The organism is Providencia sp. CIM-Carb-044 (assembly GCF_033901115.1).
GTDB classification, from domain to species: Bacteria; Pseudomonadota; Gammaproteobacteria; order Enterobacterales; family Enterobacteriaceae; genus Providencia; species Providencia hangzhouensis.
In genome coordinates this window covers 26,013-50,649 of the sequence record NZ_JAXADV010000003.1, presented here as the reverse complement: position 1 = coordinate 50,649, position 24,637 = coordinate 26,013, and the positions used below count along the sequence as shown (strand labels likewise).

The following is a 24,637-nucleotide window of genomic DNA, read 5'->3' as shown; positions in this document are numbered from 1 at the left end:
GAAAACGATTATGGCGTTACTACAAATCAGCGAACCCGGTATGACAGCAGCTCCGCATCAACGCAAATTGGCTGCTGGCATTGATTTAGGTACCACCCACTCTTTGATTGCGACAGTGCGCAGTGGTGAAGCTGCGGCTTTGCCTGACAATCAAGGGCGTTTTTTATTACCATCGATTGTTAATTATCAGCCTGAAAGCAAACTAGTGGGATGGGATGCGAAGCAACTTGCAGAGCAAGACCCAGTCAATACCATTATTTCAGTGAAACGCATGATGGGGCGTTCATTGGTCGATATTCAAAAACGCTACCCTGACTTACCTTATCAACTAAGTGCCAGTGAAAATGGTTTGCCATTTATTCAAACTGCGGCTGGCCAAGTCGACCCAATCCAAGTGTCTTCTGACATTCTAAGAACATTAGCAAAACGTGCAGAAGAAACCTTAGGTGGTGAAATGGATGGCGTAGTGATTACGGTGCCGGCTTATTTTGATGATGCACAACGCCAAGGTACAAAAGATGCGGCGCGCCTTGCAGGCTTACATGTATTACGTTTACTGAATGAACCGACTGCCGCTGCGATTGCTTACGGGTTGGACTCTGGGCAAGAAGGTGTGATTGCTGTTTATGACCTTGGTGGTGGTACTTTTGATGTTTCTATTTTGCGTTTAAGCCGCGGTGTATTCGAGGTGTTGGCAACGGGCGGCGATACTGCACTTGGGGGCGATGATTTCGACCAAGTACTGGCACAGTGGATTGCTGAGCAAGCAGGCGTTTCATTACAAGGTGATCATCATTTAAATCGTCAACTATTAAATGTGGCGACAGAAACGAAAGTCGCGCTCAGTGACGCAGATGCAGTGGCTATTCAGCTTGCCAATTGGCAAGGGGAAATTCGTCGTGAGCAGTTTGAAACGTTAATTGAAACTTACGTGAAACGTACACTGATGGCTTGTCGTCGTGCATTGAAAGATGCAGGTGTTGAGGCAGAAGAGGTGCTGAACGTTGTTATGGTTGGTGGTTCGACTCGCGTACCCTTAGTACGTCAAAAAGTTGGGGAGTTTTTTGGTAAATCACCACTGACATCCATCGACCCAGATAAAGTGGTGGCAATTGGCGCCGCAATTCAAGCCGATATCTTAGTAGGGAACAAGCCTGACAGCGAAATGTTGTTATTGGACGTGATCCCGTTATCCCTTGGTCTAGAGACCATGGGGGGATTGGTTGAAAAAGTGATCCCGCGCAATACGACGATTCCAGTTGCTCGAGCTCAAGAATTTACCACATTTAAAGACGGCCAAACGGCAATGAGTGTGCATGTGGTGCAAGGTGAACGTGAAATGGTGGCAGATTGCCGCTCGTTAGCGCGCTTTACCTTACGTGATATTCCAGCAATGGCAGCCGGTGGAGCTCATATTCGTGTGACTTTTCAAGTCGATGCCGATGGGCTGTTGAGTGTCAGTGCTATGGAAAAATCCACTGGTGTAGAAGCCTCGATTCAAGTTAAGCCATCGTATGGGTTAACGGATAACGAAATTTCAAACATGATTAAAGATTCAATGACTAACGCGCAAGATGACTTAAATGCGCGCCGCTTAGCGGAGCAAAAAGTTGAAGCTGCAAGAGTGCTTGAAAGTTTAACGAACGCATTAGCCCAAGATGGCAATTTACTGACGCCAAAAGAAGAGTCAGAAATTGATAATGCGGTCAATGAGTTAATTAAAGCGGTTGAGGGTACAGACCCAATCGTAATTGAAAATGCCATTAAACAACTGGATAAGCAATCGCAGGAGTTTGCAGCGCGTCGTATGGATACGTCTATTCGCCAAGCGTTGTCAGGCCATTCTGTGGATGAGATATAATTATGCCTAAAATAGTTTTTTTACCTCATAGTGATTTATGTCCAGACGGTGCTGTCGTTGAAGCACAAGAAGGCGAGTCTATTTTAAATGTTGCATTACGCAGCGGTATTGAGCTTGAGCACGCCTGTGAAAAATCCTGTGCTTGTACAACCTGTCATTGCATCGTTCGCGAAGGTTTTGATTCACTAGAAGAAAGTAGTGAACTCGAAGATGACATGTTAGACAAAGCATGGGGGTTAGAACCAGAAAGTCGTTTAAGTTGCCAGGCGTTGGTGACGGATGAGGATTTAGTGGTGGAGATACCACGTTATACTATCAATCACGCCCGCGAACACTAATGCTCGTTATATTTCGCGTTGTAGGGGTGTTGGCTTCTTTCGAGTACTTGGGTCACATACTTTTGTATGCTCCCCAAGATACTCTCAATTGCCGCCTACCTACAACACGAACTATTTAGAGCATTGAATAGTTTGTTATATTTCGCGTTGTAGGGGTGTTGGCTTCTTTCGCTAACCCTAGTCACATACTTTTGTATGCTCCCCAAGATACTCTCAATTGCCGCCTACCTACAACACGAACTATTTAGAGCATTGAATAGTTTGTTATATTTCGCGTTGTAGGGGTGTTGGCTTCTTTCGCTAACCCTAGTCACATACTTTTGTATGCTTTCCAAGCTACTCTCAATTGCTGCCTAGCTACAACGTGAATTATTTAAAAAATCAAAATACATGTCATGCTTCACGCTGTAGCGTTGTTGGCTTCTTTCGCTAACCCTAGTCACATACTTTTGTATGCTCTCCAAAATACTCTCATTTGCCGTCTAGCTACAATGTGAATTATTTAAAAAATAACAGTAAATCGTCCTTAATATTTATTCATATATGTAATAAGAGTGATTTTTTGTATTTTAATATTTTCCTTGTTATTTTCTTTTGTTTTTTTGAAAGTGAAATGCAACTCTTAATATTTTATTTAATTTTAATAAATTAATTATTTATATATTATGAAATTTTTTTGTTTTATTTATTTGCTGATTTAAAGTTAGTAATTAAATTATCACTTTGTGCGCTTTGTTTTTTATGTTATAGATAATATCGATATTGAGTAGTTACCTTTGGATTAAAATACAATGATTCAATGTTTATATAAATGCTAATTAAATAAAGTTGGAGATAAAAAGGAATTTTATCATGAAATGGAAATATCGATTTGGCGCAGTGGCTGGTAATACACTTGAATATTATGATATTGCTGTTTTTGCGGCAATATCGAGTTATCTCAGCGCAGAATTAGAGCGGCTAGGCTATAACCAAGCGACAGAGATGGTATGGGGTATATTTGCTTTGCGTTTTATTATTCGGCCTGTTGGCGCTTATATTATAGGGAGGTATGCCGACAGTGTTGGTAAAAAGTCCGCATTGGTTTTAACAAGTTTTATAACAGGGACAGCTACACTATGCATGGCATTATTACCTATTAATTTATTAGGGAATTACACTCCTATTGCCATTTTAATTTTGCAAATGGCACTATCATTTAGTTTTGCAGGAGAATATCCATCATTAATTACTTACCTTTTTAATAACTCTAAGAATAATGAAAACTCAAGGTTATCAGCCATAATCAATGGCAGTACAGCATTCGGTATTATTATTTCACTTACAGTTGTATTTGCTTTGGAATTTTTTTTAGAACCAGAGATGATGCAAAGTATTGGATGGCGAGTTCCCCTGTTTTTAGGAGTGCTTAATATTACTATTAGCTTTTGGTTTAGAATGAAATTGCCTAATAATTCAAGTGAAAAAATAAAATCAGTACCTATTAGTTATATGGATATGTTTTTTGTTTTTTTATTAACCATACCTGGAAATGTGCTCTTCTTTGTGCAGCATGTTTCAACAGCTATGTTTCTTGAAAAAATGCAAATGATAGAAGATAGGACTGTATGGGCACTGTTATTGTCAATTTTACTTCTATCTTTTATGTTAATTTGTGGCTGGCTTACCGACAAATATAATATTTTGGAAAAGGTATATAACCTCGGTGTGATAGGAATGGTGTTTTTATCAATTCCTATATTTTTATTAATTAGCAGTCAATCTATAATATTAACTATTATTTCTCAATTAATTATCAATATATATGCAGCAATGATTCTAGCAACGACCCCCTTTATGTTGTTTAAAGCGGCAAAAGGAAAGGTTGTTACACTTGCGTTAGGTTTTAACTTTACAGCAATGCTTTTTGGTGGTGTCTCACCTTTGATTACAACTTATCTTGCTAATATTAATATAGCCTATGTGGGCTTATTTCTAACATTGTGTGGTGCACTTCGATTTTTAATTTATAAAAAACCATCTAAAGATTTTGAAATAGAGACAAAAACGGGAAGTTAAACTTTATTAAGGAATTGATATGAATGCTGAAAGCCAAGTTTTTGAAGATGTATGTAGTAATTTTAAAAATGAATTTATAAATATTTTTGATTGGCATGATGTTGATGTTACCTATTTCTGTGTTGATTTAAAAAATAAAACAATGCATATAGCATCTAATAATTATGAATGGCAATTAATAAGTCTAAACAGTGGGTTGGATCTTTTGGTGGAAGAAAGATTAAAATCGAGCATCCAATATTGGAATAATTACCCAGAAGTTTTCATGAAGATTCTAGCTAAATCGAAAAAAAGTAAATTTAAAGTTGATTTTTGTAATAGATATGGGAGTACATTTGAAATTACTACTGTAAATTCAAATAAGCAGCTCACATTATCTGAAATGTTATCTATTTATAAGCATCGCCCCATGATTTCTGAGTATGCCCACCAGCTTTGGAAAAAAAATCCTGACGTTACTTTACCGATGAGAGCGAATATTCCTATAAAGGCACAATTATTAGGGCAAACAAAGAATGTTGCACCGGAACTATTAAATCCTCAAAAATATATGCGTTTTGGCCATATTCGTTTTACACGAAAAGAGATGATAACCATACGCCTACTGCTTTCGCACTGTAAGGTAAAAGAAATCAGTTATATTCAAGGTTGTTCAGAAGCCAGTGAAAATAGACGAATTCAAAAGATCAAAGAAAAGTTGGGTTTCCCTTATGTTTCATCAAGCGGCTTGTTTACAGCATTAAAAGAGCAAGGTATTACACTAGCTTGTTTGGAAACACTTATCGATTTACCTCTCACAAACAGTATAATGAAGAATAACTGAAAAAGATCCGTTGGTATGATTCAAAGGGCTATAATTCGAAAAATAGTTGTTCATATAATGAGAGAAAATGATGAGTTTAAAATGGTCAAATAGCCGTGAAATCGGTGAAGCACTGTATGACGCATTTCCAGATGTTGATCCAAAAACGGTGCGCTTTACCGATATGCACCAGTGGATTTGCGATTTAGAAGAATTTGATGATGATCCGCAAAAATCGAACGAGAAAATCCTAGAAGCGATTTTGTTAGTTTGGCTGGATGAATTCGAATAAGTAGGGTTTTCCCCTAAAAACCGAGTGACTGCCAGAAATAGTGCTCGGTTTTTTATTTTATATCAGCACTATAATGATATCTCTATTGGTATTTATCAGTTAAGGTAATGCCATCTGCCGACAGAATAAATGGGCTTTTACTGTCTGCAAAAATAGACAAAGTGAGAAAAACGATGACAAAACAAATTATGCCAGTAATGATTTCTTGTGAGCCTGCTGCACCTTGTTGGGGCGAAGGCGCATTGTTAAGCTCTAGCGATAAAGGGATGACAATCCACCTGAAACATGCAGGTAAATTATGTGCAGTACAAAGCGCTGGCCGTAAATTAGATGGCCAAGGGATCCGCAATGTAGCTTTGGCTGGCGAAGGCTGGGATTTAGAAAAAAGCTGGGCATTTTGGCAAGGTTTTCGTGCGCCAAAAGGGGCTAGAACGATTGAATGGCCAGTGTTGCCAGAAGCGGATCGTAAAGAGTTAGAAAACCGCATTCGTACCATTGATTGGGTACGTGATGTGATTAACGCACCGGCAGAAGAGTTAGGCCCAGAACAACTCGCACAACGCGCCATTGATTTACTCTGCACTGTCGGCGCACAAGACATTAGCTACCGTATTATTAAAGGTGATGATTTATTAGAACAAGGTTATACCGGTATTCATACGGTTGGTCGTGGTTCAAGTCGTCCACCTGTATTTTTGGCGTTGGATTACAACCCAGGAGCCAACCCAAATGCCCCTGTATTTGCTGCGTTAGTGGGTAAAGGAATTACCTTCGATTCAGGCGGTTATAGTATCAAACCATCATCCTCAATGAATTCAATGAAAGCCGATATGGGCGGTGCAGCAACATTGGCAGGTTCATTGGCATTGGCGATTTCACGTGGCTTACAAAAACGTGTGAAAATGTTCCTGTGCATTGCTGACAATATGGTTAGCGGCAATGCATTCAAATTGGGTGATATTATTCGTTACCGCAATGGTAAATCCGTTGAAATAATGAATACAGATGCTGAGGGTCGTTTAGTCCTAGCCGATGGCCTGATTGATGCGAGCAAAGAAAAACCAACGTTAATTATTGATGCAGCAACCTTGACGGGCGCAGCGAAAACTGCCGTGGGTAATGACTACCATTCTGTATTGAGTTTCGATGACAAGTTAGTTGCTGATTTAATGAGCGCTTCAGACGCTGAATTTGAACTGTTCTGGCGTTTACCACTGGCAGAGTTCCATCGCCAACAATTACCGTCTGGTTTTGCGGATTTGAACAATATTGCGGCACCATCGCACACAGCAGGCGCAAGCACCGCTGCGGCATTTTTATCGCATTTTGTCGAAAATTATCGTCAAAATTGGGTGCATATTGACTGCTCAGCGACTTACCGTAAATCTGCAGTTAGCTTATGGGCAGAAGGCGCAACGGGTACAGGTGTAAGAACATTAGCTAACTTATTAATCAGTAAATCAAAGTAGCGAATGTTTGATTGATAACAGGCACGGGAAGGTGACTTTTCGTGCCTATTTTTTTACCTTGACGTATTTGCGAGTATAATAAGCGATTCTTTTTAATAACAGGGGATTGGCAATGTCGCAGCAATCGAATAATAACAGTTCCAACCAAGAAACTGAGATCCAATTTACTGAATTAACAGTGCCGAAAGGTTCATCACTTAAATTAAGTGTGTTAGAAGATCAGCCACAAGCCATTGTTGACGCGCTTACTGAATTTTTTAAACAACACAAAGTGGTCAGACGCGGTTTCATGGTCTCCGCAACAGAGAGCGATTCTGCTAAAGAAGCGCCTATCTTAATGATAGCGTTGGAGTTTACCACAGGAGCAGAAAATATTGATTCAATTATCCATGGGGCTGGGACGCTTGCTTGTGAGTTTTTAGCTGATGACGAGTCTATTGATTTTTGTGTGGTGAATGAAAATGAACAAGGTGTTAGCCATTTTATTACTCAACACGTTCAGCCTTTTTACCAGCGTCGTCTTGGTAGCTTCTTGCGGGACACAATCCCAGTAAAAAATACCTAATAATTCCATGTATAGAGTGAGGGAAATATTTTTTCTCACTCATAAAATGCATATTGCTCATTTATTAAATATATATTCTGCTTACTATTTAAAAAATATTATTTCATTTCTCTGTTTTTCTCTCCCATCATTTTTTCCGTTTTGTCTGATAGGTGTTCTAATCACATTCTGTTAAATTGTTTCGATAATTGAAATAATATCAGCAGTATTTATCTGTGTGTGTTTTTAAACATTTCTAAGTATGTAGAGGGTTTTAATCTCCTGTTAAAACCTTAAAAAACAGAATCAATTTTAACTAATTAAAGGGCGGGCGGTAATGAAACAACAATCAAGTTGGGCTTCATTGGCGGGTCTCAAAACCAAAAAGCGTTATTTAGCACTTGCGTTGGCATCGGTAGTGGCATTGGCTGGTTGTGATAATACAGATGAAACAACCAAAAATGAGCCAAATGTTTCAACCACAGCGCCAGAAAATCAAACCAAAACAGCGCCAGTTGCAGAACAGAAAAAAGCAGCACCGAAACTTTCCACTGAAGAAATGATAAAAAAATATGCAGGGAAAGATTTAACTATTTTGGATGCGTCTGAATTACAGCTTGATGGTGCGAGTGCCATGGTGGTGACATTCTCGGTTCCACTACAAGCAAACCAAGACTTTGGCCAGTACATTAACCTCATTGATGTTAAAGCGGGTAAGTTAGATGGCGCTTGGGAACTGTCTGATAACCAAATGGAACTCCGTTTTCGCCATCTTCCGCCATCTAAAGAGTTAAACTTAACCATTAACCCGGGTATTAAAGCGGTTAATGAGCGTACGACGACCGAAAATTTTGAGAAAAAATTGACCACTGCACAAATCATCCCAACCGTTGGTTTTGCAAGTAAAGGCTCTTTATTACCTAGCAAGGTTGCCCAAGGCTTACCTGTGATTGCCTTGAACGTTGATAAGGTCGACGTCAATTTCTTCCGTGTGGATGAAAAGCAATTACCACAATTTTTAGCACAGTGGCAGTATCGTAGTAATTATGAGTATTGGTATTCCGAAGAGTTTCTCGACAAAGTGGAGCTGGCTTATACCGGCCGCTTTGACTTAAATCCAGATAAAAATACCCGCCAAACCATTTTACTGCCGTTGAAAGATGTCAAAGAGTTACAGCAAGATGGCGTGTATTTGGCCATCATGCAAAAAGCAGGCAGCTATAGTTATCAATTCCCTGCAACTGTCTTCACATTGAGTGATATTGGTGTATCACTACACAGTTACCAAGACCGTGTCGATATTTTCACTCAATCCTTAGCGAAAGGCTCTGCAATTAAAGGCGTTGAGCTGCGTATTTTGGATGAAAAAGGCCAGTTAGTAACAAAAGGTACGACAGATGGCGATGGTCATGCTCAGCTAGATAAATTAGCGGGTGGAAAATTATTGCTGGCAACCCATGAAGGGCAAACCAGTATGATTGACCTCACTCAGCCAGCGCTTGATTTATCTGAATTCGATATTTCAGGGCCAGAAGGCTACGCAAAACAATTTTTCACCTTCGGTCCTCGAGATTTATATCGCCCAGGTGAATTATTGCTGGTAAACGGCCTATTGCGTGATGGCGATGGTAACCCAGTCAAAACTCAGCCAGTTAAAGTTGATGTATTAAAAACTGATGGGCAAGTGGTTCGTAGTTTTGTTTGGCAACCAGAAGAAAACCAAAATGGCTTATATCAATATCAATTTGAAATTCCTAAAAATGCAGAAACAGGCGGTTGGTCGCTTCGCTTTGATTTAGGTGATGGTTCACCACTGCGTTACTACAAATTTAATGTTGAAGATTTTATGCCAGAACGTATGGCTCTGGAAATTGAGGGCAGCGATGTCCCTCGTTTAACAAGTCAATCTGTCGATTTTGATATTCAAGGTCGTTATTTATACGGTGCGCCAGCGGCTGATAACCAGCTACAAGGGCAAATTGTCTTAAAAGCAGCTCGGGAAGCGGTCGCAAAATTACCTGGTTTTGAATTTGGTGCTGTCAATGAAGAAGGTTTACCACGTAAGTTGGACGAGTTTGACTTGACGCTGGACAGCAATGGTGAAACCGTGATTTCAATTCCAAATAGCAATTGGAGTTCAACACGTTCACCTATTTCGGCTGTTTTACAAGCAAGTTTGCTTGAGGCTGGCGGACGTCCTGTGACGCGCCGTGCCGAGCAAGCCATTTGGCCTGCGGAAAAGCTGGTCGGTATTCGCCCATTATTTGCGAAAAAAGAAATTTATGATTACCGCACTGACCGTTATGTAAAACGTCACAATGTGGATGAAAATTCACTCGCAGAATTTGAATTAGTCATGGCTGATGCCGCAGGTAATAAACTGGCAGCAGAAAACTTAACCGTGCGTTTAGTGTATGAGCGTCGTGATTATTACTGGAGTTGGTCTGAAAGTGGTGGTTGGTCTTCAAATTATGACCAAAAAGACCTCGTTATGGCGAATGAAAATATTGCTATTGCTAAAGACGGAACGGCGAAAGTGTCTTTCCCTGTGGATTGGGGGGCATTCCGCCTAGAAGTTGTTAACCCAGAAAATCAGCTAGTGTCGAGCGTCCAGTTTTGGGCAGGGTATTCATGGCAAGATAACACAGGGGGAAGTGGCTCTGTTCGTCCTGACCAAGTGAAACTCAGCCTGAATAAGCCTGCGTACTTACCGGGTGAAAAAGCTAAAGTTCGCATTGAATCTCCTAAAGCCGGTAAAGGGTATATATTGCTCGAATCGAGCAACGGTCCATTGTGGTGGGAAGAAATTGATGTGCTAGAAAAAGGCTTAGACGTTGAAATCCCAGTCAATAAAGAGTGGGCTCGTCATGACTTGTACGTCTCAGCAGTTGTGGTGCGCCCAGGAGACGATTCTAAAGAAGCAACGGTAAAACGTGCGGTGGGTGTGTTGCATTTACCAATCGCAGATGAAAACCGTAAGATTGCTTTAGCACTCTCCGCGCCAGATAAAATGCGTCCAAACCAAGACTTAACGGTAAAAATTAAAGCGACAGCACAAGATGGCAAACCGTTACCTGAAAAAGTGAATGTGTTGTTATCTGCGGTTGACACTGGCGTATTGAATATCACAGATTTCAAAACCCCAGACCCGTATGATGCCTTTTTTGGCCGTAAGCGTTATAGCGTTGACCAATATGACGTTTATGGTCATTTAATTGAAGGACAAGGTAAGGTTGCTAACTTGCGCTTTGGTGGTGACAGCGAGGATGCCGCATTAGAGCGTGGTGGTATGAAGCCACTCACTGAAGTGCAAATTATTGCGGAGCAAGCCAAGCCTGTCACATTAAATAAAGACGGCGAAGGTGAAATTAGCCTCGCTATCCCTGATTTTAACGGGGAATTACGTGTGATGGCCCAAGCATGGAATGAAAAAGAGTTCGGCCATGCGGATAGCAAAGTGATTGTCGCGGCACCATTAGTGACACAAATGTCGATGCCACGTTTTATGGCTGGTGGTGATAAGTCTTACTTTGCGCTTGATTTGACTAATATGACGGATAATACACAAAATGTGACCGTCAATTTCAAGGCATCAGGAATGGTGAAACTTGATGGTGTCAGCAGCCGTGAGTTGGAGTTACCAAAAGGCAAACGTACCACGATTAATTTACCTGTCAGAGCAGACTACGGCTTCGGTGAAGGTGAAGTGTCAATGACCATTAATGGTGTGAAAATTCAAGGCGAAGCCAATAAAGATTACAGTAATAGTTGGAAAGTCGGGGTTCGTCCGGCACAACCAGCAGAAACTGTTTCTTTTGCAACTGCTATTGAGCCAGGCACCTCATGGGCGTTGCCGACTAACCAAATTGCCGGGTTACAACCCGATACCCTAGAAGGGCAAGTGCTATTAACTAGCCGTCCACCGTTAGATATTTCTCGTTATATTAGAGAGCTATTTGCTTACCCATATGGTTGCTTGGAGCAAACTATCAGCGGGTTATATCCATCATTATTCTCAACTCAAGCTGAGCTGAATAAGATAGGGATTAAAACGCAAACAGATGCGGATCGTCATAAAGCGATTGAAATTGGTATTCCGCATTTGTTAAGTATGCAACGTAATGATGGCGGTTTCTCGTTATGGGATAGAAACGGCCGCGAAGAGTATTGGTTAACTGCATATGCGGCGGATTTCTTGAATAAAGCGAATCAGCGTGGGTTTACGGTTCCCCAAGACGCTATCAGTAACGCGAACACGCGCTTATTGAGCTATTTACAAGATGGTAGCCAAATCAATTATCCTTATACGGAAAATCAGGCAGGTGCGCGTTTCGCAACTCAAGCCTACGCTGGCTTAGTGTTGGCGTCACAGCAAAAAGCACCTCTAGGTGCATTACGTCAACTTTATAACCAAAGAGATCATGCCGCTAGTGGTTTACCGCTCGTTCAGCTTGGTGTTGCATTGAACTTGATGGGGGATAAATCACGTGGTGAGAGCGCGGTGATTGACGGACTGAAAAAACAACGTAACCGCTACAGCTATGTAGGGGATTACGGTTCGGTGATCCGTGATGACGCGATGATTGTTGCGCTATTAAATGAATATAATTTAATGCCAAAATCCCGTGACCAAAAACTACAAACTTTGTCTAATAACTTGACTTCTCAACGTTATTTCTCGACACAAGAGAGCAATGCGTTGTACTTAGCGGGCCGTTTCTACTTAAATGAAAGTGAAGCTCCATGGAAAGCAACGATTAATGGCCAAGAACCTCCGATGGTTTCAGATAAACCCGTGAGTGAGTTCTTGAGTAAAGCACAATTAGAAACAGGTTATAGCATCGAAAACACGGGAACCAATACGCTATACACACGACTAAACGTGGTGGGTTATCCACAACATTCGCCGAAACCAAGTTCGAATGTGCTGGGTATCACTCGTAGTTACTATGATATGAAAGGTAACCGCATTTCGTTAGATAGGCTAAGAAGCGGTGAAATGGTGGTGGTTAAATTGGAAGTTCAAGCATCCCAAAGCGTACCAGATGCGCTAGTGGTTGACTTACTACCAGCGGGCTTAGAACTGGAAAACCAAAATTTAGCGAACAGTAGCGCTAATTTGAGTGAGTCTGCGCCGAACCTGCAAGAACTGATTGATGATATGCAGCAATCACAAATTCGCCATATGGAATACCGTGATGACCGTTTTGTGGCTGCCGTTGAAGTTCAGCAGTATCGCCCAACGACATTAGTCTACTTAGCACGTGCAGTGACACCGGGTGTATATAGCATTCCAGTACCACAAGTTGAATCAATGTATGTCCCTGATTGGCGCGCGACGGGCTATTCTGATGGCCAATTAGAAATCGTTCGTTAATCACCGCTAAACTGAGCCCTTATATATTGATATATAAAGTATAAGGGCTCTTTTAATTTATTTTCGGTACTCCCATCAATGAAAAAATGGTTACGCCGCACAGGCATTGCACTGGTTCTGTTGGTCATTATTTTGCCACTGGCTTTTCTAGCGGCTGATAAAATATGGCCGTTGCCGATTAAGCAAATTGAAATGGCTCGAACTGTGGTTGCTGCGGATGGCACACCATTGTGGCGCTTTGCAGACAAAGAAGGTATTTGGCGCTTTCCGGTTACACTAGAAGAGGTTTCTCCTGATTTTATTAAAGCGTTATTAACGTATGAAGACCGCCATTTTTATCGCCATCCGGGGGTAAACCCGTTTTCGCTAGTTAGGGCCGCGGGGCAGTTTGTGAGTTCAGGGCGTATTGTGTCGGGCGGTAGTACCATTTCGATGCAAGTTGCACGGTTAATTGATCCCCATGAAAGAACATTGGGCGGTAAGCTGAAACAGCTTTGGCGTACGGCTCAGCTTGAGTATCACTACTCAAAAGATGAAATTTTAGAAATGTATTTAAACCGCGCTCCGTATGGTGGAACCATTGAAGGTATTGGAGCCGCTAGCTGGGTATATTTGAATAAGTCACCAGCAAAATTGACGGCGAGTGAAGCGGCTCTCTTTGCTGTTCTACCTCAAGCTCCTAGCCGTTTAAGGCCAGACCGTTATCCACAAAGGGCACAAGCCGCTCGTGATAAGGTGTTAGACAGGTTAGAGGAATACCAAGTTTGGAGCCCTGAAAAAGTTGCCGATATTAAACAAGAACAAATTTGGCTAGCACCGCGGAAGAATCCGCATTCTGCTCCTTTGCTTGCAAGGCGTGTGACTAAAAATACGCAAGACCCCATCATTGAAACCACTATCGACGCCAGTTTGCAAAGGCAACTGGAAGACATGGCAATGAATTGGAAAAACCAACTACCAAAACAAACTTCACTGGGGATTTTGGTGGTTGATCATACGGATATGGCAGTAAAAGCTTATATTGGCTCAATTGATTTCCAAGATGATAGCCGTTTTGGTCATGTGGACATGATTAGCGCTTGGCGCTCTCCAGGCTCAACGTTAAAACCTTTTTTATATGCATTAGCGATGGATGACGGGCTCATCCATGCGGAGTCGTTATTACAAGATGTACCGAGGCGCTTTAATGATTACCGTCCGGGGAACTTTGACAGTGGTTTTAATGGGCCAGTGAGTGTTAGTGATGCACTCGTTCGTTCATTAAATTTACCCGTGGTTCAGTTATTAGATGTGTATGGTAGTAAACGATTTACGGCTCAACTGCGTAATGTTGGGACTGAGCTGCGCTTTCCGTTAGGGAGTGAACCAAACTTGTCGCTGATTTTAGGCGGCACAGCCACACGGATGGAAGATTTGGTTTCCGCTTACAGCGCATTTGCGAGAAAAGGTTATGTGTCGCCGCTACGTTTTAAACCAACCGATAAAATTCGCGATAGAGCGCTGATGTCACCGGGAGCCGCATGGATAGTGCGCCGTATTATGGGCGGGGAAGCACGCCCTGTTCCTGAGGCTAATTTATCAGGGCAACTTAATTTAGCATGGAAAACGGGAACCAGTTATGGTTATCGAGATGCGTGGGCGATTGGTGTTAATCCGCGTTATACCATCGGCGTTTGGGTCGGACGACCGGATGCAACGCCTGTTGCAGGGCAGCTAGGCTTTGCCACTGCTATCCCGATTATGAATCAAATCAATGGAATGTTACTGAGCAAAATTTACCTATCTCATGAACCGTTACCGAAAGATGTGAAGCCTGCCAGTGTTAGCCAAGCAGTGATTTGCTGGCCGGGAGGAACGGCATTACTGAAAGATGATAATAATTGCCGCCAAAGGCGCCTAAGTTGGATCTTGGATAATACGATCCCACCCACTTTAATGGCACGAGACCAAGAGTCACTCTTAGGGTTAAGACAAAAAATCTGGGTAAATAACAAAGGGCTACAAGTGGCGGCAGATTGCCCGAATGCACAGGAAAAAGAGGTACATTTATGGCCGATTACGGTGGAGTCATGGTTACCGAGTAGTGAAAAACGGGAAAATCGATTACCTAAAGCAGATTTAGCTTGCCCTCCATTGAAGTTAGAAACGCCGCCATTATTGATTTCCGGTATACGTGATGGTGAAGTATTACAGCGCTTGCCAGGAAAAACCAGTTTAGATTTGCGTTTAGTCACACAGGGTGGGCAGGGGCAGAAATGGTGGTTCTTAAATGGAGAACAGGTGAACACAACAGAGCAAAATGGTTCTATTTTGCTGACACTCGATAAAAGTGGAAACTACCAAATTTCGGTATTGGATTTAAGCGGCCAAGTGACGGCAATGAGTTTTAGAGTGAAGTAATAGATGAAAAACGTGACTTACCCGAAAAAATAGTGTTTTTTGCTATAAAAAGTTTAACAAAATGTTGTTGTGACTGTAGGAAATTGTAATCAGAGCCCCTATAATCATCGCCTTATTTTTCTTTTTCCTAGACATGGTTGCTTTTGAAGTTTAAAAGCCTAACAATAGAATTAGAAATAATATAAAAAACTACAACATGCCTATTTTAAGTTCTTGCATCCTAAGTTACAGGGAAGAATAAAGAATAAAGGCCTAATGAATCGCTAAGAGGTTATTTATGACTGTTCAACGTACATTTTCTATTATTAAACCAAACGCTGTGAAGAAAAACGTTATTGGTGCAATCTACAACCGTTTTGAAAGCGCGGGTTTCACAATCATCGCCGCTAAAATGATGCATTTAACTCGTGAGCAAGCTGAAGGCTTCTACGCTGAACACAAAGGCCGTCCTTTCTTTGAAGGTCTGGTTGAATTCATGACTTCAGGCCCTATCATGCTGCAAGTGTTAGAAGGTGAAAATGCAATCCAACGTCATCGTGACCTGATGGGCGCAACTAACCCAGATAACGCGTTAGCAGGTACTTTACGTGCAGACTACGCAGACAGCTTCACTGAAAACGCAACTCACGGTTCAGACTCTGAAGAATCTGCTGCTCGTGAAATCGCGTATTTCTTCACTGCTGATGAAATCTGCCCACGCTAAGACTTCTTTAACTAATGCATTAGCATTATTGTTATAAAGTTTGTACAATGCGACGCCCTGCTATGATTAGCGGGGCGATTATATTTTTAAGACTGCAAAAATTACGTCGTGCTATACTCATTACTAGCACTGCCGAAAGTGTAACAACGAGGCAATACACCATGTCTGATATGACGACAGATGCACAATGTGCAACTTCTTCTGCTATTTCTGTCACGCCAGAAAAAACGAATCAAAAAACCAATTTACTTGATTTAAACCGCAAGCAAATGCGTGAGTTCTTTGCCCAAATGGGTGAAAAACCGTTCCGCGCGGATCAGGTCATGAAATGGATCTATCATTATTGCTATGATGATTTTGACCAAATGACCGATATTAATAAAGTTCTTAGAGCAAAACTAAAAGAAGTCGCGGAAATCCGTGCACCGGAAGTCGCTGACGAACAGCGCTCATCAGATGGTACCATTAAGTGGGCTATCAAAGTGGGTGACCAACTGGTTGAAACTGTATATATCCCAGAAGCAGATCGTGCAACATTGTGTGTCTCTTCACAGGTTGGTTGTGCGCTGGAGTGTAAATTCTGTTCCACGGCGCAACAAGGCTTCAACCGTAACTTACGTGTTTCGGAAATCATTGGTCAGGTTTGGCGAGCTGCAAAAATTATTGGTTCACTGAAATCCAGTGGACGCCGTCCAATTACCAACGTTGTAATGATGGGAATGGGCGAACCATTACTGAATTTGAATAATGTCGTCCCTGCGATGGAAATTATGTTAGATGACTTCGGTTTTGGTTTATCTAAGCGCCGTGTCACGATTTCCACTTCCGGTGTTGTACCTGCACTGGACAAATTAGGGGATATGATTGATGTCGCGTTAGCGATTTCATTGCATGCGCCAACAGATGATATCCGCGATGATATCGTTCCAATTAATAAAAAATACAATATTGAAACCTTCCTCAACAGTGTGAATCGTTATTTAACGAAATCGAATGCCAATGCAGGACGAGTAACCGTTGAGTATGTGATGTTAGATCACGTGAACGATAGTGTTGAACAAGCTCATCAATTAGCGGAATGTTTAAAAAATACACCGAGCAAAATCAACTTAATTCCATGGAACCCGTTCCCTGGAGCGCCATACGGTAGAAGTTCGAATAGTCGTATTGACCGCTTTTGTAAAGTATTGATGGGATATGGTTTTACTACGATAGTACGCAAAACACGCGGTGATGATATAGATGCAGCTTGTGGGCAACTTGCTGGCGATGTGATCGACAGAACAAAACGAACGTTGAAAAAACGCTTAGCAGGGGAACCTATCAAGGTAAAAACAGTCTGATTTATAAATATGTTTGAATCAGTGAATTAAGTTATGGTTTAGGGCGTTTTAGAGTTAGGCAAAACGCCTTTGTTCACCTACAATAGTAGAAGCAATAAGAAAAATTTAATTGTTGTTTCAACATGATGATAAATTATTGACGAGTAAAGCTGCTCAATGCTTGCTTTATATATTTTTAACTTGGAAATAGTGTTGCCAGCAAATGACTATCGAAAATAATACCGAACAGACTACGACGACAGTAGGACAATTATTGACGCAAGCACGTGAGCGCATGGGGCTAACCCAAGATGTTGTTGCAGAGCGATTATGCCTTAAAATCAGTACGGTAAAAGAGATAGAACAAGATATTGCTCCCGCTGGTGTAGAACCGACGTTTTTACGTGGTTATATTCGCCTTTATGCACGCATGGTAGGTATACCAGAAAGCGAATTAAAAACGTATATGAAAACGGAAGAGCCCGTCACATTAGCCAAAGTTTCTCCTATGCAAAGCTATTCTTTAGGGAAAAAGCGTAAAAAGCGCGAAGGTTGGTTAATGAAACTGACTTGGTTGATTGTGATCGTCCTCATTGCAATGGTTGGTGTATGGTGGTGGCAAGATCATAACGCACAAAAAGATGAATTAGTTTCAATGGCAAATCAAAATGATTTGATTTTGTCTCAGCAAGATAACAGCACAACCCCCGTTGAATTGCCGGCTTCAACAGAGATAGTCTCAACGGATACAGCGCCTGTTACACAGGAAAATACACTTGAATTACAAGGCCAAGAGCCCGTATTAACGGCTGACTCTGTTACAGAGCCAGTTAGAACAATTCCATTACCGAATGCACCACAATCTTCAGTTGCATTAGACAGAACACAAAATACAGAAACGACTGAACCTGTTGCAGTGAGTAGCCAAGCTCTGGTCTTGAATTTTACTGGGCAGTGTTGGTTAGAAATTCGTGATGCGAATAATAAAATTTTATTCAGTGGTACCAAAAATAATGGGGATAAGCTGGAACTTGATGGTCCGCAACCTTATCGTCTGAACATTGGTGCGCCGGCGAATGTGACGGTACAGTTCCAAGGTAACGCTGTTGATTTAAGCCGTTTTATTAAAGCGAAACGTCCAGCAAAATTGAAGTTACCTGAAGCCTAAAAACAAATAGGCAAAAAGAAGCAAACTATATCCGAAAACATCTTTTTTGATAGGCTATGGTTTGCTTTCTTGTGTATAGTTGAGCGTATAAAAATAATCGTTAAAACTATACCACGGTAACAAAGAGTACTATAGGCACAAAAAGTACCACGGTAACAAAGAGCACATGGACGTTCGGAGAATTAAACCAAAATGCATAATGAATCACCGATAAAAAGACGTAAATCCACCCGTATTAATGTAGGTAGCGTACCCGTAGGCGATGGTGCTCCTATCGCTGTCCAGTCAATGACCAATACCCGTACAACTGATGTCGAAGCCACAGTTCGCCAAATAAAATCCCTTGAGCGCGTGGGTGTTGATATCGTGCGTGTTTCTGTTCCTACCATGGATGCTGCTGAAGCATTTAAATTGATTAAACAGCAAGTTAGCGTTCCACTGGTGGCTGATATCCATTTTGACTATCGTATTGCATTAAAAGTTGCTGAGTACGGTGTTGATTGCTTGCGTATTAACCCAGGTAATATTGGTAGTGAAGAAAGAATTCGCCAAGTTGTTGATTGCGCACGCCATTACAATATTCCTATTCGTATTGGGGTCAATGGCGGTTCCCTTGAAAAAGACATTCAAGAGAAGTACGGAGAACCAACACCTGAAGCCTTAGTTGAGTCGGCAATGCGCCATGTGGACATCTTAGATAGGCTGAATTTCGACCAATTCAAAGTCAGTGTAAAAGCTTCTGATGTATTTTTAGCTGTCGGCTCTTACCGTTTATTAGCGAATAAAATTGATCAACCTCTGCATTTAGGTATTACCGAGGCGGGTGGCGCACGTGCAGGATCCGTAAAATCAGCGATTGGCTTAGGAATGTTACTGTCTGAAGGTATCGGTGATACTCTGCGTATTTCTTTGGCTGCAGACCCTGTTGAAGAAGTTAAAGTCGGTTTTGATATTTTAAAATCACTGCGTATTCGTTCGCGTGGCATTAATTTTATTGCTTGTCCAACCTGCTCACGGCAAGAATTTGATGTGATAGGCACGGTGAATGAGTTAGAACAGCGCTTAGAAGATATCATTACGCCAATGGATGTGTCGATTATTGGTTGTGTGGTCAATGGCCCCGGTGAAGCGGAAGTTTCTACGCTAGGTGTTGCAGGCGCAAAAACCAAGAGTGGTTTCTATGAAGACGGTAAACGTCAAAAAGAGCGCTTTGATAATGACAACATCATCGACCAATTAGAGGCTAAAATTCGAGCAAAAGCAGCGATGATGGATGAAAGCAAGCGGATTGAAGTCAACTTAAAAGATTAATTTTGTGTATTCTAATGCCAAGCGACTCATAGAGTCGTTTGGCGTATTTAGAACAAACGCTATATCAATTATCCGCATTTTTTTCTAAAATCGGTCGCTCACCGTACAAATTAACAGATAAATCCCGATTAGTATCAGTAATTGGTGTTTGTTGATTGAACCAGATGATATTTCGCTCTTATAATCAAACTAATGTAATTCTGAAAATAGAGAAATAAAGTGGGAAAAAATATCCAAGCCATTCGCGGCATGAATGATTACTTGCCAGCTGACACGCGTGTATGGCAGAAAATCGAGGCAACATTAAAAAATATTTTACAGGGTTATGGTTTTAGTGAAATTCGTACCCCGATTGTAGAGCAGACCCCGCTATTTCGCAGAGCGATAGGTGAAGTGACGGATGTCGTTGAAAAAGAAATGTACACTTTCAATGACCGTAACGATGAAAGTCTGACATTACGCCCTGAAAATACCGCAGGTTGTGTGCGTGCAGGTATTGAGCATGGTTTGCTGTACAATCAGGAACAGCGTTTGTGGTATTTAGGCCCAATGTTCCGTTATGAGCGCCCACAAAAAGGTCGTTATCGTCAATTTCACCAGTTAGGGGCTGAGGTTTTTGGTCTTGCAGGCCCTGATATCGATGCTGAAGTTATTTTAATGACAGCGCGCTGGTGGAAAGCGTTAGGAATTAGTAAGCATGTAACATTAGAGCTGAACTCGATTGGTTCATTAGAAGCGCGTGCTAATTACCGTGAGGCTTTAGTTGCTTTCTTAGAACAGCATAAAGATAAGCTGGATGAAGACTGCAAACGCCGGATGTACACAAATCCTTTACGTGTTTTGGACTCCAAAAATCAAGAGATTCAAGCTTTATTGAATGATGCACCTGAACTGTTTGATTACCTTGATGTCGAATCACGTGAGCACTTTGATGGTTTATGCAAATTGTTAGAAGCTGCTGGGGTTCAATACCGCGTAAATCAACGTTTAGTTCGTGGTCTTGACTACTATAACCGCACTGTTTTTGAGTGGGTAACCACGGCGCTGGGTTCACAAGGCACTGTTTGTGCGGGTGGCCGTTATGATGGCCTAGTTGAACAATTAGGCGGTCGTGCAACACCTGCGGTTGGTTTTGCCATGGGTATGGAACGCATGGTGTTATTAGTCCAAGAAGTGAACCCTGAATTTACAGCGGATGCTTCAGTCGCTGACGTTTATCTCGCTTCTTTTGGCGAAAATAGCCAACAAGCAGCGATATTAGTGGCTGAAAAAGTCCGTGATGCACTACCAACACTACGGTTAATGACTAACCACGGTGGTGGTAACTTCAAGAAACAGTTAGCAAGAGCGGACAAACAAGGCGCTAAAATTGCACTGATCTTGGGGGAAGATGAAATTAAAAATAACCAAGTCACAGTGAAAGACTTACGTACTGGCGTACAAGAAACTATTTCGCAGCAACTTATGGCGTCACGCATCGCCGAATTATTAGGTTAAGGAGAGACAAGTGGAAGTCTATACAAACGAAAATGATCAAGTCGATGCGATTAAGCGCTTTTTTGCGAATAATGGCGTGGCATTAGTTATTGGTCTCGTCATTGGCGTTGGCGGTGTATTTGGTTGGAACTACTGGCAGTCCCATAAAACCAATGTACTGCAAGAAAGTGCACAAAAATTTGAAACAGTAAACGCCCAATTACGTTCGGGTTCAGATCAGGCTATTGCTGCGGCGCAAAAATTTGCGGCTGAAACTGACGATGTATACAGTGCGATGATGGGTTTAGAGCTTGCGCAAATTGCAGTGGATAAAGGTGATTTAGCTAACGCACAAACTGCATTGACCAATGCATTAGCCAAAGCAAAAACTGTGGATATGCAAGATTTAATTAACTTGCGTTTAGCACGAGTACAATTGGCTCAAGGTAATGCTGATGGTGCGATAGCGTCAGTGGCAAATATTAAAAGTAAGTCATGGCAAGCAACGGCACAGGATGTCCGTGGCGATGCCTTACTCCACAAGGGTGATAAAGCAGGCGCAAAAGCCGCTTACACTCAGGGGTTAGAAAGTGAAGGCTCTCAATCTATTAGAGGTATTTTGACTCTGAAGTTGAACAACGTATCTAATTCATAAGAAGAAAGGAAACGACAAACATGCAGTTGCGCAAAACACTTTTAGTTGGCCTAGTCGCTTCAGCTTTACTTGCCGGTTGTTCCAGCGAAACTGATTCTATTATTATGGCGCCACTTCCACAGGTTGAAAATCAATTCACCCCATCAATTGTTTGGGATAAATCTGTTGGAAATGGTGTTGAACAATTTTATTCTGAATTATCACCGGTTTGGGATGGCTCAGCCGTTTATGCAGCAGACCGCAAAGGTTTAGTTAAAGCCTTTGAACTCGACAGTGGTAAAGAACTATGGTCGGTAGATTTATCTAAACGAACGGGTTTTCTTTCTGCTAATTTATCTGCATTATTATCCGGTGGTTTAACCGTTGATGGCGACAAAATCTTTGTGGGTACTGAGCGTGGAACAGTTATCGCTCTTAACAAAGAAGATGGTCAAGTCGCTTGGGATGTCGAAGTTGCAGGTGAAGCCCTTTCTAAACCTGTAGTGAGTAATGACCTTGTTGTTATTCATACCAGTAATGGTCAACTGCAAGCTTTAGACGTCAATAGCGGGGAAATCAAGTGGACCGTTAACATGGATACCCCATCGTTGTCATTACGTGGTGAATCTGCTCCAGCAGTTGCCTTTGGTGCTGCGATTGTGGGGGGGGATAACGGTCGTGTCAGTGCAGTGCTATTGTCTCAAGGCCAATTAATTTGGCAGCAACGCATTTCGCAAGTGACAAGTTCGACAGAAATCGGCCGCTTAAACGATGTCGATATGACACCAATTATTGATGACGGTAAAGTGTATGCGATTGCTTATAATGGCACATTGGCAGCACTGGATATGCGTTCAGGTCAAATCCTATGGAAACGTGAACTGGGCTCAATCAATGACATGGTAATGTCAGGTGAAAACCTGTACCTCGTTGACCAAAGTGACCGCGTATTGTCTGTTCGTAAAAGCGATGGTGTGACACTGTGGACACAGGAAGACTTACTAAACCGCGGGTTATCTGCACCAGAAATGTATAATGGCTATCTTGTTGTCGGTGACAAAGAGGGTTATCTGCATTGGTTAGACATGAGTACGGGTGGGTTTGTTGCACAAAACAAACTAAACAGCTCTGGTATTCACAGTCGCCCAGTGGTTGCAAGTGATAAACTAATGGTTCAGACAAAAAACGGAACAGTTTACCTGTTAACACGTTAATTTTCTGACAAACCGCCAATTTATCGATAAAATCAACGGTTCCTGAACACAGGAGCCGTTTCGTTTTTTGTTTTCTGAGTTAAAGCCTCAGAATTCCTTTAGTTAATAAAAGTTGTGAGGCATCTAAGAATGATACCCGTCGTAGCGCTGGTAGGGCGTCCAAACGTAGGAAAATCCACGTTATTTAACCGTTTAACCCGTACCCGTGACGCATTAGTAGCGGACTTTCCCGGTCTGACTCGTGATCGCAAATATGGTCGTGCAGAAGTTGAAGGTCACGAATTCATTATTATCGACACGGGTGGTATCGATGGGACTGAGGAAGGCGTAGAAACGCACATGGCCGCACAGTCCTTGCAAGCAATTGAAGAGGCAGACATTGTTCTGTTTATGGTCGATGCAAGAGCAGGGCTAATGCCTGCGGATGAAGGCATTGCCAAACATCTTCGTAGCCGCAAGAAAAAAACTTATTTAGTGGCAAACAAAACAGATGGTATTGATGTCACAACAGCAATCGGGGATTTTTACTCTCTTGGTTTAGGGGAAATTCATCCTATCGCTGCATCACATGGCCGCGGTGTCACTCAGTTAATAGAACAATCGTTAAAACCTTTTGTTGCTGAAGATGAAGAAGAAGTCGAACTGACCGAAGAAGAAGAAAATGCGGCATATTGGGCAGAGTTAGAAGCTCAAGGTGAGCTTGATGAAGACGAAGAAGATGACTTCGACCCAACAACATTACCTATTAAATTAGCCATCGTTGGCCGTCCGAACGTCGGTAAATCGACATTAACCAACCGTATATTGGGTGAAGAAAGGGTTGTTGTGTTTGATATGCCAGGCACAACCCGTGACAGCATTTACATTCCAATGGAACGCGATGAGCGTGAATATATTCTAATTGACACGGCTGGTGTGCGTAAACGCGGTAAAGTTACTGAAACAGTCGAAAAATTCTCTGTAATTAAAACATTACAAGCGATTGAAGATGCGAACGTCGTATTGTTAGTTATCGATGCACGGGAAGGTATTTCTGACCAAGATTTATCTTTACTTGGTTTTATCCTCAATGCAGGTCGTTCACTAGTTATTGCGGTTAATAAATGGGATGGTATGAAGCCCGAGGACCGCGAGCACGTGAAGGATATGCTTGAACTGCGTCTTGGTTTTGTTGATTTCGCACGAATTCACTTTATTTCTGCATTGCATGGCAGTGGCGTGGGTAACCTATTTGAATCAGTGCAAGAAGCTTATGAATCTGCAACTCGTCGAGTGGGAACGGCATTATTAACGCGCATCATGAAGATGGCAGAAGATGAGCACCAACCGCCGCTTATTCGTGGTCGCCGTGTTAAAATGAAATATGCCCATGCTGGGGGGCATAACCCACCGATTGTTGTGATCCATGGTAACCAAGTCTCTGATTTACCAGACAGCTACAAACGTTATTTGATGAATTACTTCCGTCGTTCATTACAAGTGATGGGAACGCCAATTCGAATTCTGTTTAAAGAGGGTGAAAACCCATATGCAGATAAGAAAAATAAGCTAACGCCAACTCAGTTACGTAAGCGTAAGCGTTTAATGCAGCATTTGAAAAAACGTTAGTTAATAAGGCACTAATGTAGGTTTAGTTGACCGTATTAAATGCATAAAGCCGTAACAAAA

General features: G+C 41.9%; 17 protein-coding genes. All 17 read left to right on the top strand.

Going from position 1 to position 24,637, the window contains the following annotated elements; genetic code table 11:
* Nucleotides 1-10: 10 nt before the first annotated feature.
* The 17 genes from hscA (at nt 11) to der (ending at nt 24,577) form a co-directional block, all read left to right on the top strand.
* Nucleotides 11-1,861 (top strand): Fe-S protein assembly chaperone HscA, encoded by a 1,851-nt coding sequence (gene hscA, locus SJ312_RS06775; protein ID WP_153673949.1) that lies wholly within the window; start codon nt 11-13, stop codon nt 1,859-1,861.
* A gap of 2 nt (nt 1,862-1,863) precedes the next feature.
* Nucleotides 1,864-2,199 (top strand): ISC system 2Fe-2S type ferredoxin, encoded by a 336-nt coding sequence (gene fdx / locus SJ312_RS06770; protein WP_004912660.1) that lies wholly within the window; start codon nt 1,864-1,866, stop codon nt 2,197-2,199.
* 852 nt (nt 2,200-3,051) lie between these two features.
* Nucleotides 3,052-4,257: an MFS transporter gene (locus tag SJ312_RS06765; protein ID WP_319867276.1), complete on the top strand. Its 1,206-nt coding sequence runs from the start codon at nt 3,052-3,054 to the stop codon at nt 4,255-4,257.
* 19 nt (nt 4,258-4,276) lie between these two features.
* Entirely contained in the window at nt 4,277-5,080 is an 804-nt protein-coding gene (locus tag SJ312_RS06760) for a hypothetical protein (protein WP_136134217.1), read from the top strand.
* A 70-nt stretch (nt 5,081-5,150) separates the two neighbouring features.
* A complete protein-coding gene (gene iscX, locus SJ312_RS06755) occupies nt 5,151-5,351 on the top strand; it encodes a Fe-S cluster assembly protein IscX (protein WP_004912658.1) in 201 nt (66 codons plus the stop codon).
* A 173-nt stretch (nt 5,352-5,524) separates the two neighbouring features.
* Nucleotides 5,525-6,820, top strand: coding sequence for an aminopeptidase PepB (gene pepB, locus SJ312_RS06750; RefSeq protein ID WP_036959049.1), 1,296 nt, complete (start codon nt 5,525-5,527; stop codon nt 6,818-6,820).
* A 112-nt stretch (nt 6,821-6,932) separates the two neighbouring features.
* Entirely contained in the window at nt 6,933-7,385 is a 453-nt protein-coding gene (locus SJ312_RS06745) for an enhanced serine sensitivity protein SseB C-terminal domain-containing protein (protein ID WP_004264902.1), read from the top strand.
* A 316-nt stretch (nt 7,386-7,701) separates the two neighbouring features.
* Nucleotides 7,702-12,741 (top strand): alpha-2-macroglobulin, encoded by a 5,040-nt coding sequence (locus tag SJ312_RS06740; protein WP_319867273.1) that lies wholly within the window; start codon nt 7,702-7,704, stop codon nt 12,739-12,741.
* Nucleotides 12,742-12,819: 78 nt separating this feature from the next.
* A complete protein-coding gene (pbpC, locus tag SJ312_RS06735; protein ID WP_319867271.1) occupies nt 12,820-15,141 on the top strand; it encodes a peptidoglycan glycosyltransferase PbpC in 2,322 nt (773 codons plus the stop codon).
* A gap of 277 nt (nt 15,142-15,418) precedes the next feature.
* Nucleotides 15,419-15,844, top strand: coding sequence for a nucleoside-diphosphate kinase (gene ndk / locus SJ312_RS06730; RefSeq protein WP_004264899.1), 426 nt, complete (start codon nt 15,419-15,421; stop codon nt 15,842-15,844).
* A 161-nt stretch (nt 15,845-16,005) separates the two neighbouring features.
* On the top strand, nt 16,006-17,187 hold the full coding sequence (locus SJ312_RS06725; RefSeq protein ID WP_004912645.1) for a bifunctional tRNA (adenosine(37)-C2)-methyltransferase TrmG/ribosomal RNA large subunit methyltransferase RlmN: 1,182 nt from the start codon (nt 16,006-16,008) through the stop codon (nt 17,185-17,187).
* A gap of 202 nt (nt 17,188-17,389) precedes the next feature.
* On the top strand, nt 17,390-18,334 hold the full coding sequence (gene rodZ / locus SJ312_RS06720; protein WP_110591955.1) for a cytoskeleton protein RodZ: 945 nt from the start codon (nt 17,390-17,392) through the stop codon (nt 18,332-18,334).
* A gap of 192 nt (nt 18,335-18,526) precedes the next feature.
* Nucleotides 18,527-19,645 (top strand): flavodoxin-dependent (E)-4-hydroxy-3-methylbut-2-enyl-diphosphate synthase, encoded by a 1,119-nt coding sequence (ispG, locus tag SJ312_RS06715; protein WP_004264895.1) that lies wholly within the window; start codon nt 18,527-18,529, stop codon nt 19,643-19,645.
* Nucleotides 19,646-19,864: 219 nt separating this feature from the next.
* Entirely contained in the window at nt 19,865-21,142 is a 1,278-nt protein-coding gene (hisS, locus tag SJ312_RS06710; RefSeq protein ID WP_165880321.1) for a histidine--tRNA ligase, read from the top strand.
* 10 nt (nt 21,143-21,152) lie between these two features.
* The gene (locus tag SJ312_RS06705) at nt 21,153-21,776 is read left to right on the top strand and encodes a YfgM family protein (protein ID WP_004264893.1); all 624 of its coding nucleotides are present in this window, start codon (nt 21,153-21,155) and stop codon (nt 21,774-21,776) included.
* Between the two features lie 20 nt (nt 21,777-21,796).
* A complete protein-coding gene (gene bamB, locus SJ312_RS06700; RefSeq protein WP_094961718.1) occupies nt 21,797-22,969 on the top strand; it encodes an outer membrane protein assembly factor BamB in 1,173 nt (390 codons plus the stop codon).
* Between the two features lie 129 nt (nt 22,970-23,098).
* On the top strand, nt 23,099-24,577 hold the full coding sequence (gene der, locus SJ312_RS06695; RefSeq protein WP_094961719.1) for a ribosome biogenesis GTPase Der: 1,479 nt from the start codon (nt 23,099-23,101) through the stop codon (nt 24,575-24,577).
* The last annotated feature ends 60 nt before the right edge of the window (nt 24,578-24,637 follow it).

Excerpts from the sequence above, each read along its gene's own strand:
- pbpC (WP_319867271.1), top strand. The coding sequence starts at position 12,820 with ATGAAAAAATGGTTACGCCGCACAGGCATTGCACTGGTTCTGTTGGTC.
- SJ312_RS06740 (WP_319867273.1), top strand. The coding sequence starts at position 7,702 with ATGAAACAACAATCAAGTTGGGCTTCATTGGCGGGTCTCAAAACCAAA.
- rodZ (WP_110591955.1), top strand. The coding sequence starts at position 17,390 with ATGACTATCGAAAATAATACCGAACAGACTACGACGACAGTAGGACAA.
- fdx (WP_004912660.1), top strand. The coding sequence starts at position 1,864 with ATGCCTAAAATAGTTTTTTTACCTCATAGTGATTTATGTCCAGACGGT.
- bamB (WP_094961718.1), top strand. The coding sequence starts at position 21,797 with ATGCAGTTGCGCAAAACACTTTTAGTTGGCCTAGTCGCTTCAGCTTTA.
- SJ312_RS06745 (WP_004264902.1), top strand. The coding sequence starts at position 6,933 with ATGTCGCAGCAATCGAATAATAACAGTTCCAACCAAGAAACTGAGATC.
- SJ312_RS06765 (WP_319867276.1), top strand. The coding sequence starts at position 3,052 with ATGAAATGGAAATATCGATTTGGCGCAGTGGCTGGTAATACACTTGAA.
- ispG (WP_004264895.1), top strand. The coding sequence starts at position 18,527 with ATGCATAATGAATCACCGATAAAAAGACGTAAATCCACCCGTATTAAT.
- SJ312_RS06725 (WP_004912645.1), top strand. The coding sequence starts at position 16,006 with ATGTCTGATATGACGACAGATGCACAATGTGCAACTTCTTCTGCTATT.
- pepB (WP_036959049.1), top strand. The coding sequence starts at position 5,525 with ATGACAAAACAAATTATGCCAGTAATGATTTCTTGTGAGCCTGCTGCA.
- der (WP_094961719.1), top strand. The coding sequence starts at position 23,099 with ATGATACCCGTCGTAGCGCTGGTAGGGCGTCCAAACGTAGGAAAATCC.
- iscX (WP_004912658.1), top strand. The coding sequence starts at position 5,151 with ATGAGTTTAAAATGGTCAAATAGCCGTGAAATCGGTGAAGCACTGTAT.
- SJ312_RS06760 (WP_136134217.1), top strand. The coding sequence starts at position 4,277 with ATGAATGCTGAAAGCCAAGTTTTTGAAGATGTATGTAGTAATTTTAAA.
- hscA (WP_153673949.1), top strand. The coding sequence starts at position 11 with ATGGCGTTACTACAAATCAGCGAACCCGGTATGACAGCAGCTCCGCAT.
- ndk (WP_004264899.1), top strand. The coding sequence starts at position 15,419 with ATGACTGTTCAACGTACATTTTCTATTATTAAACCAAACGCTGTGAAG.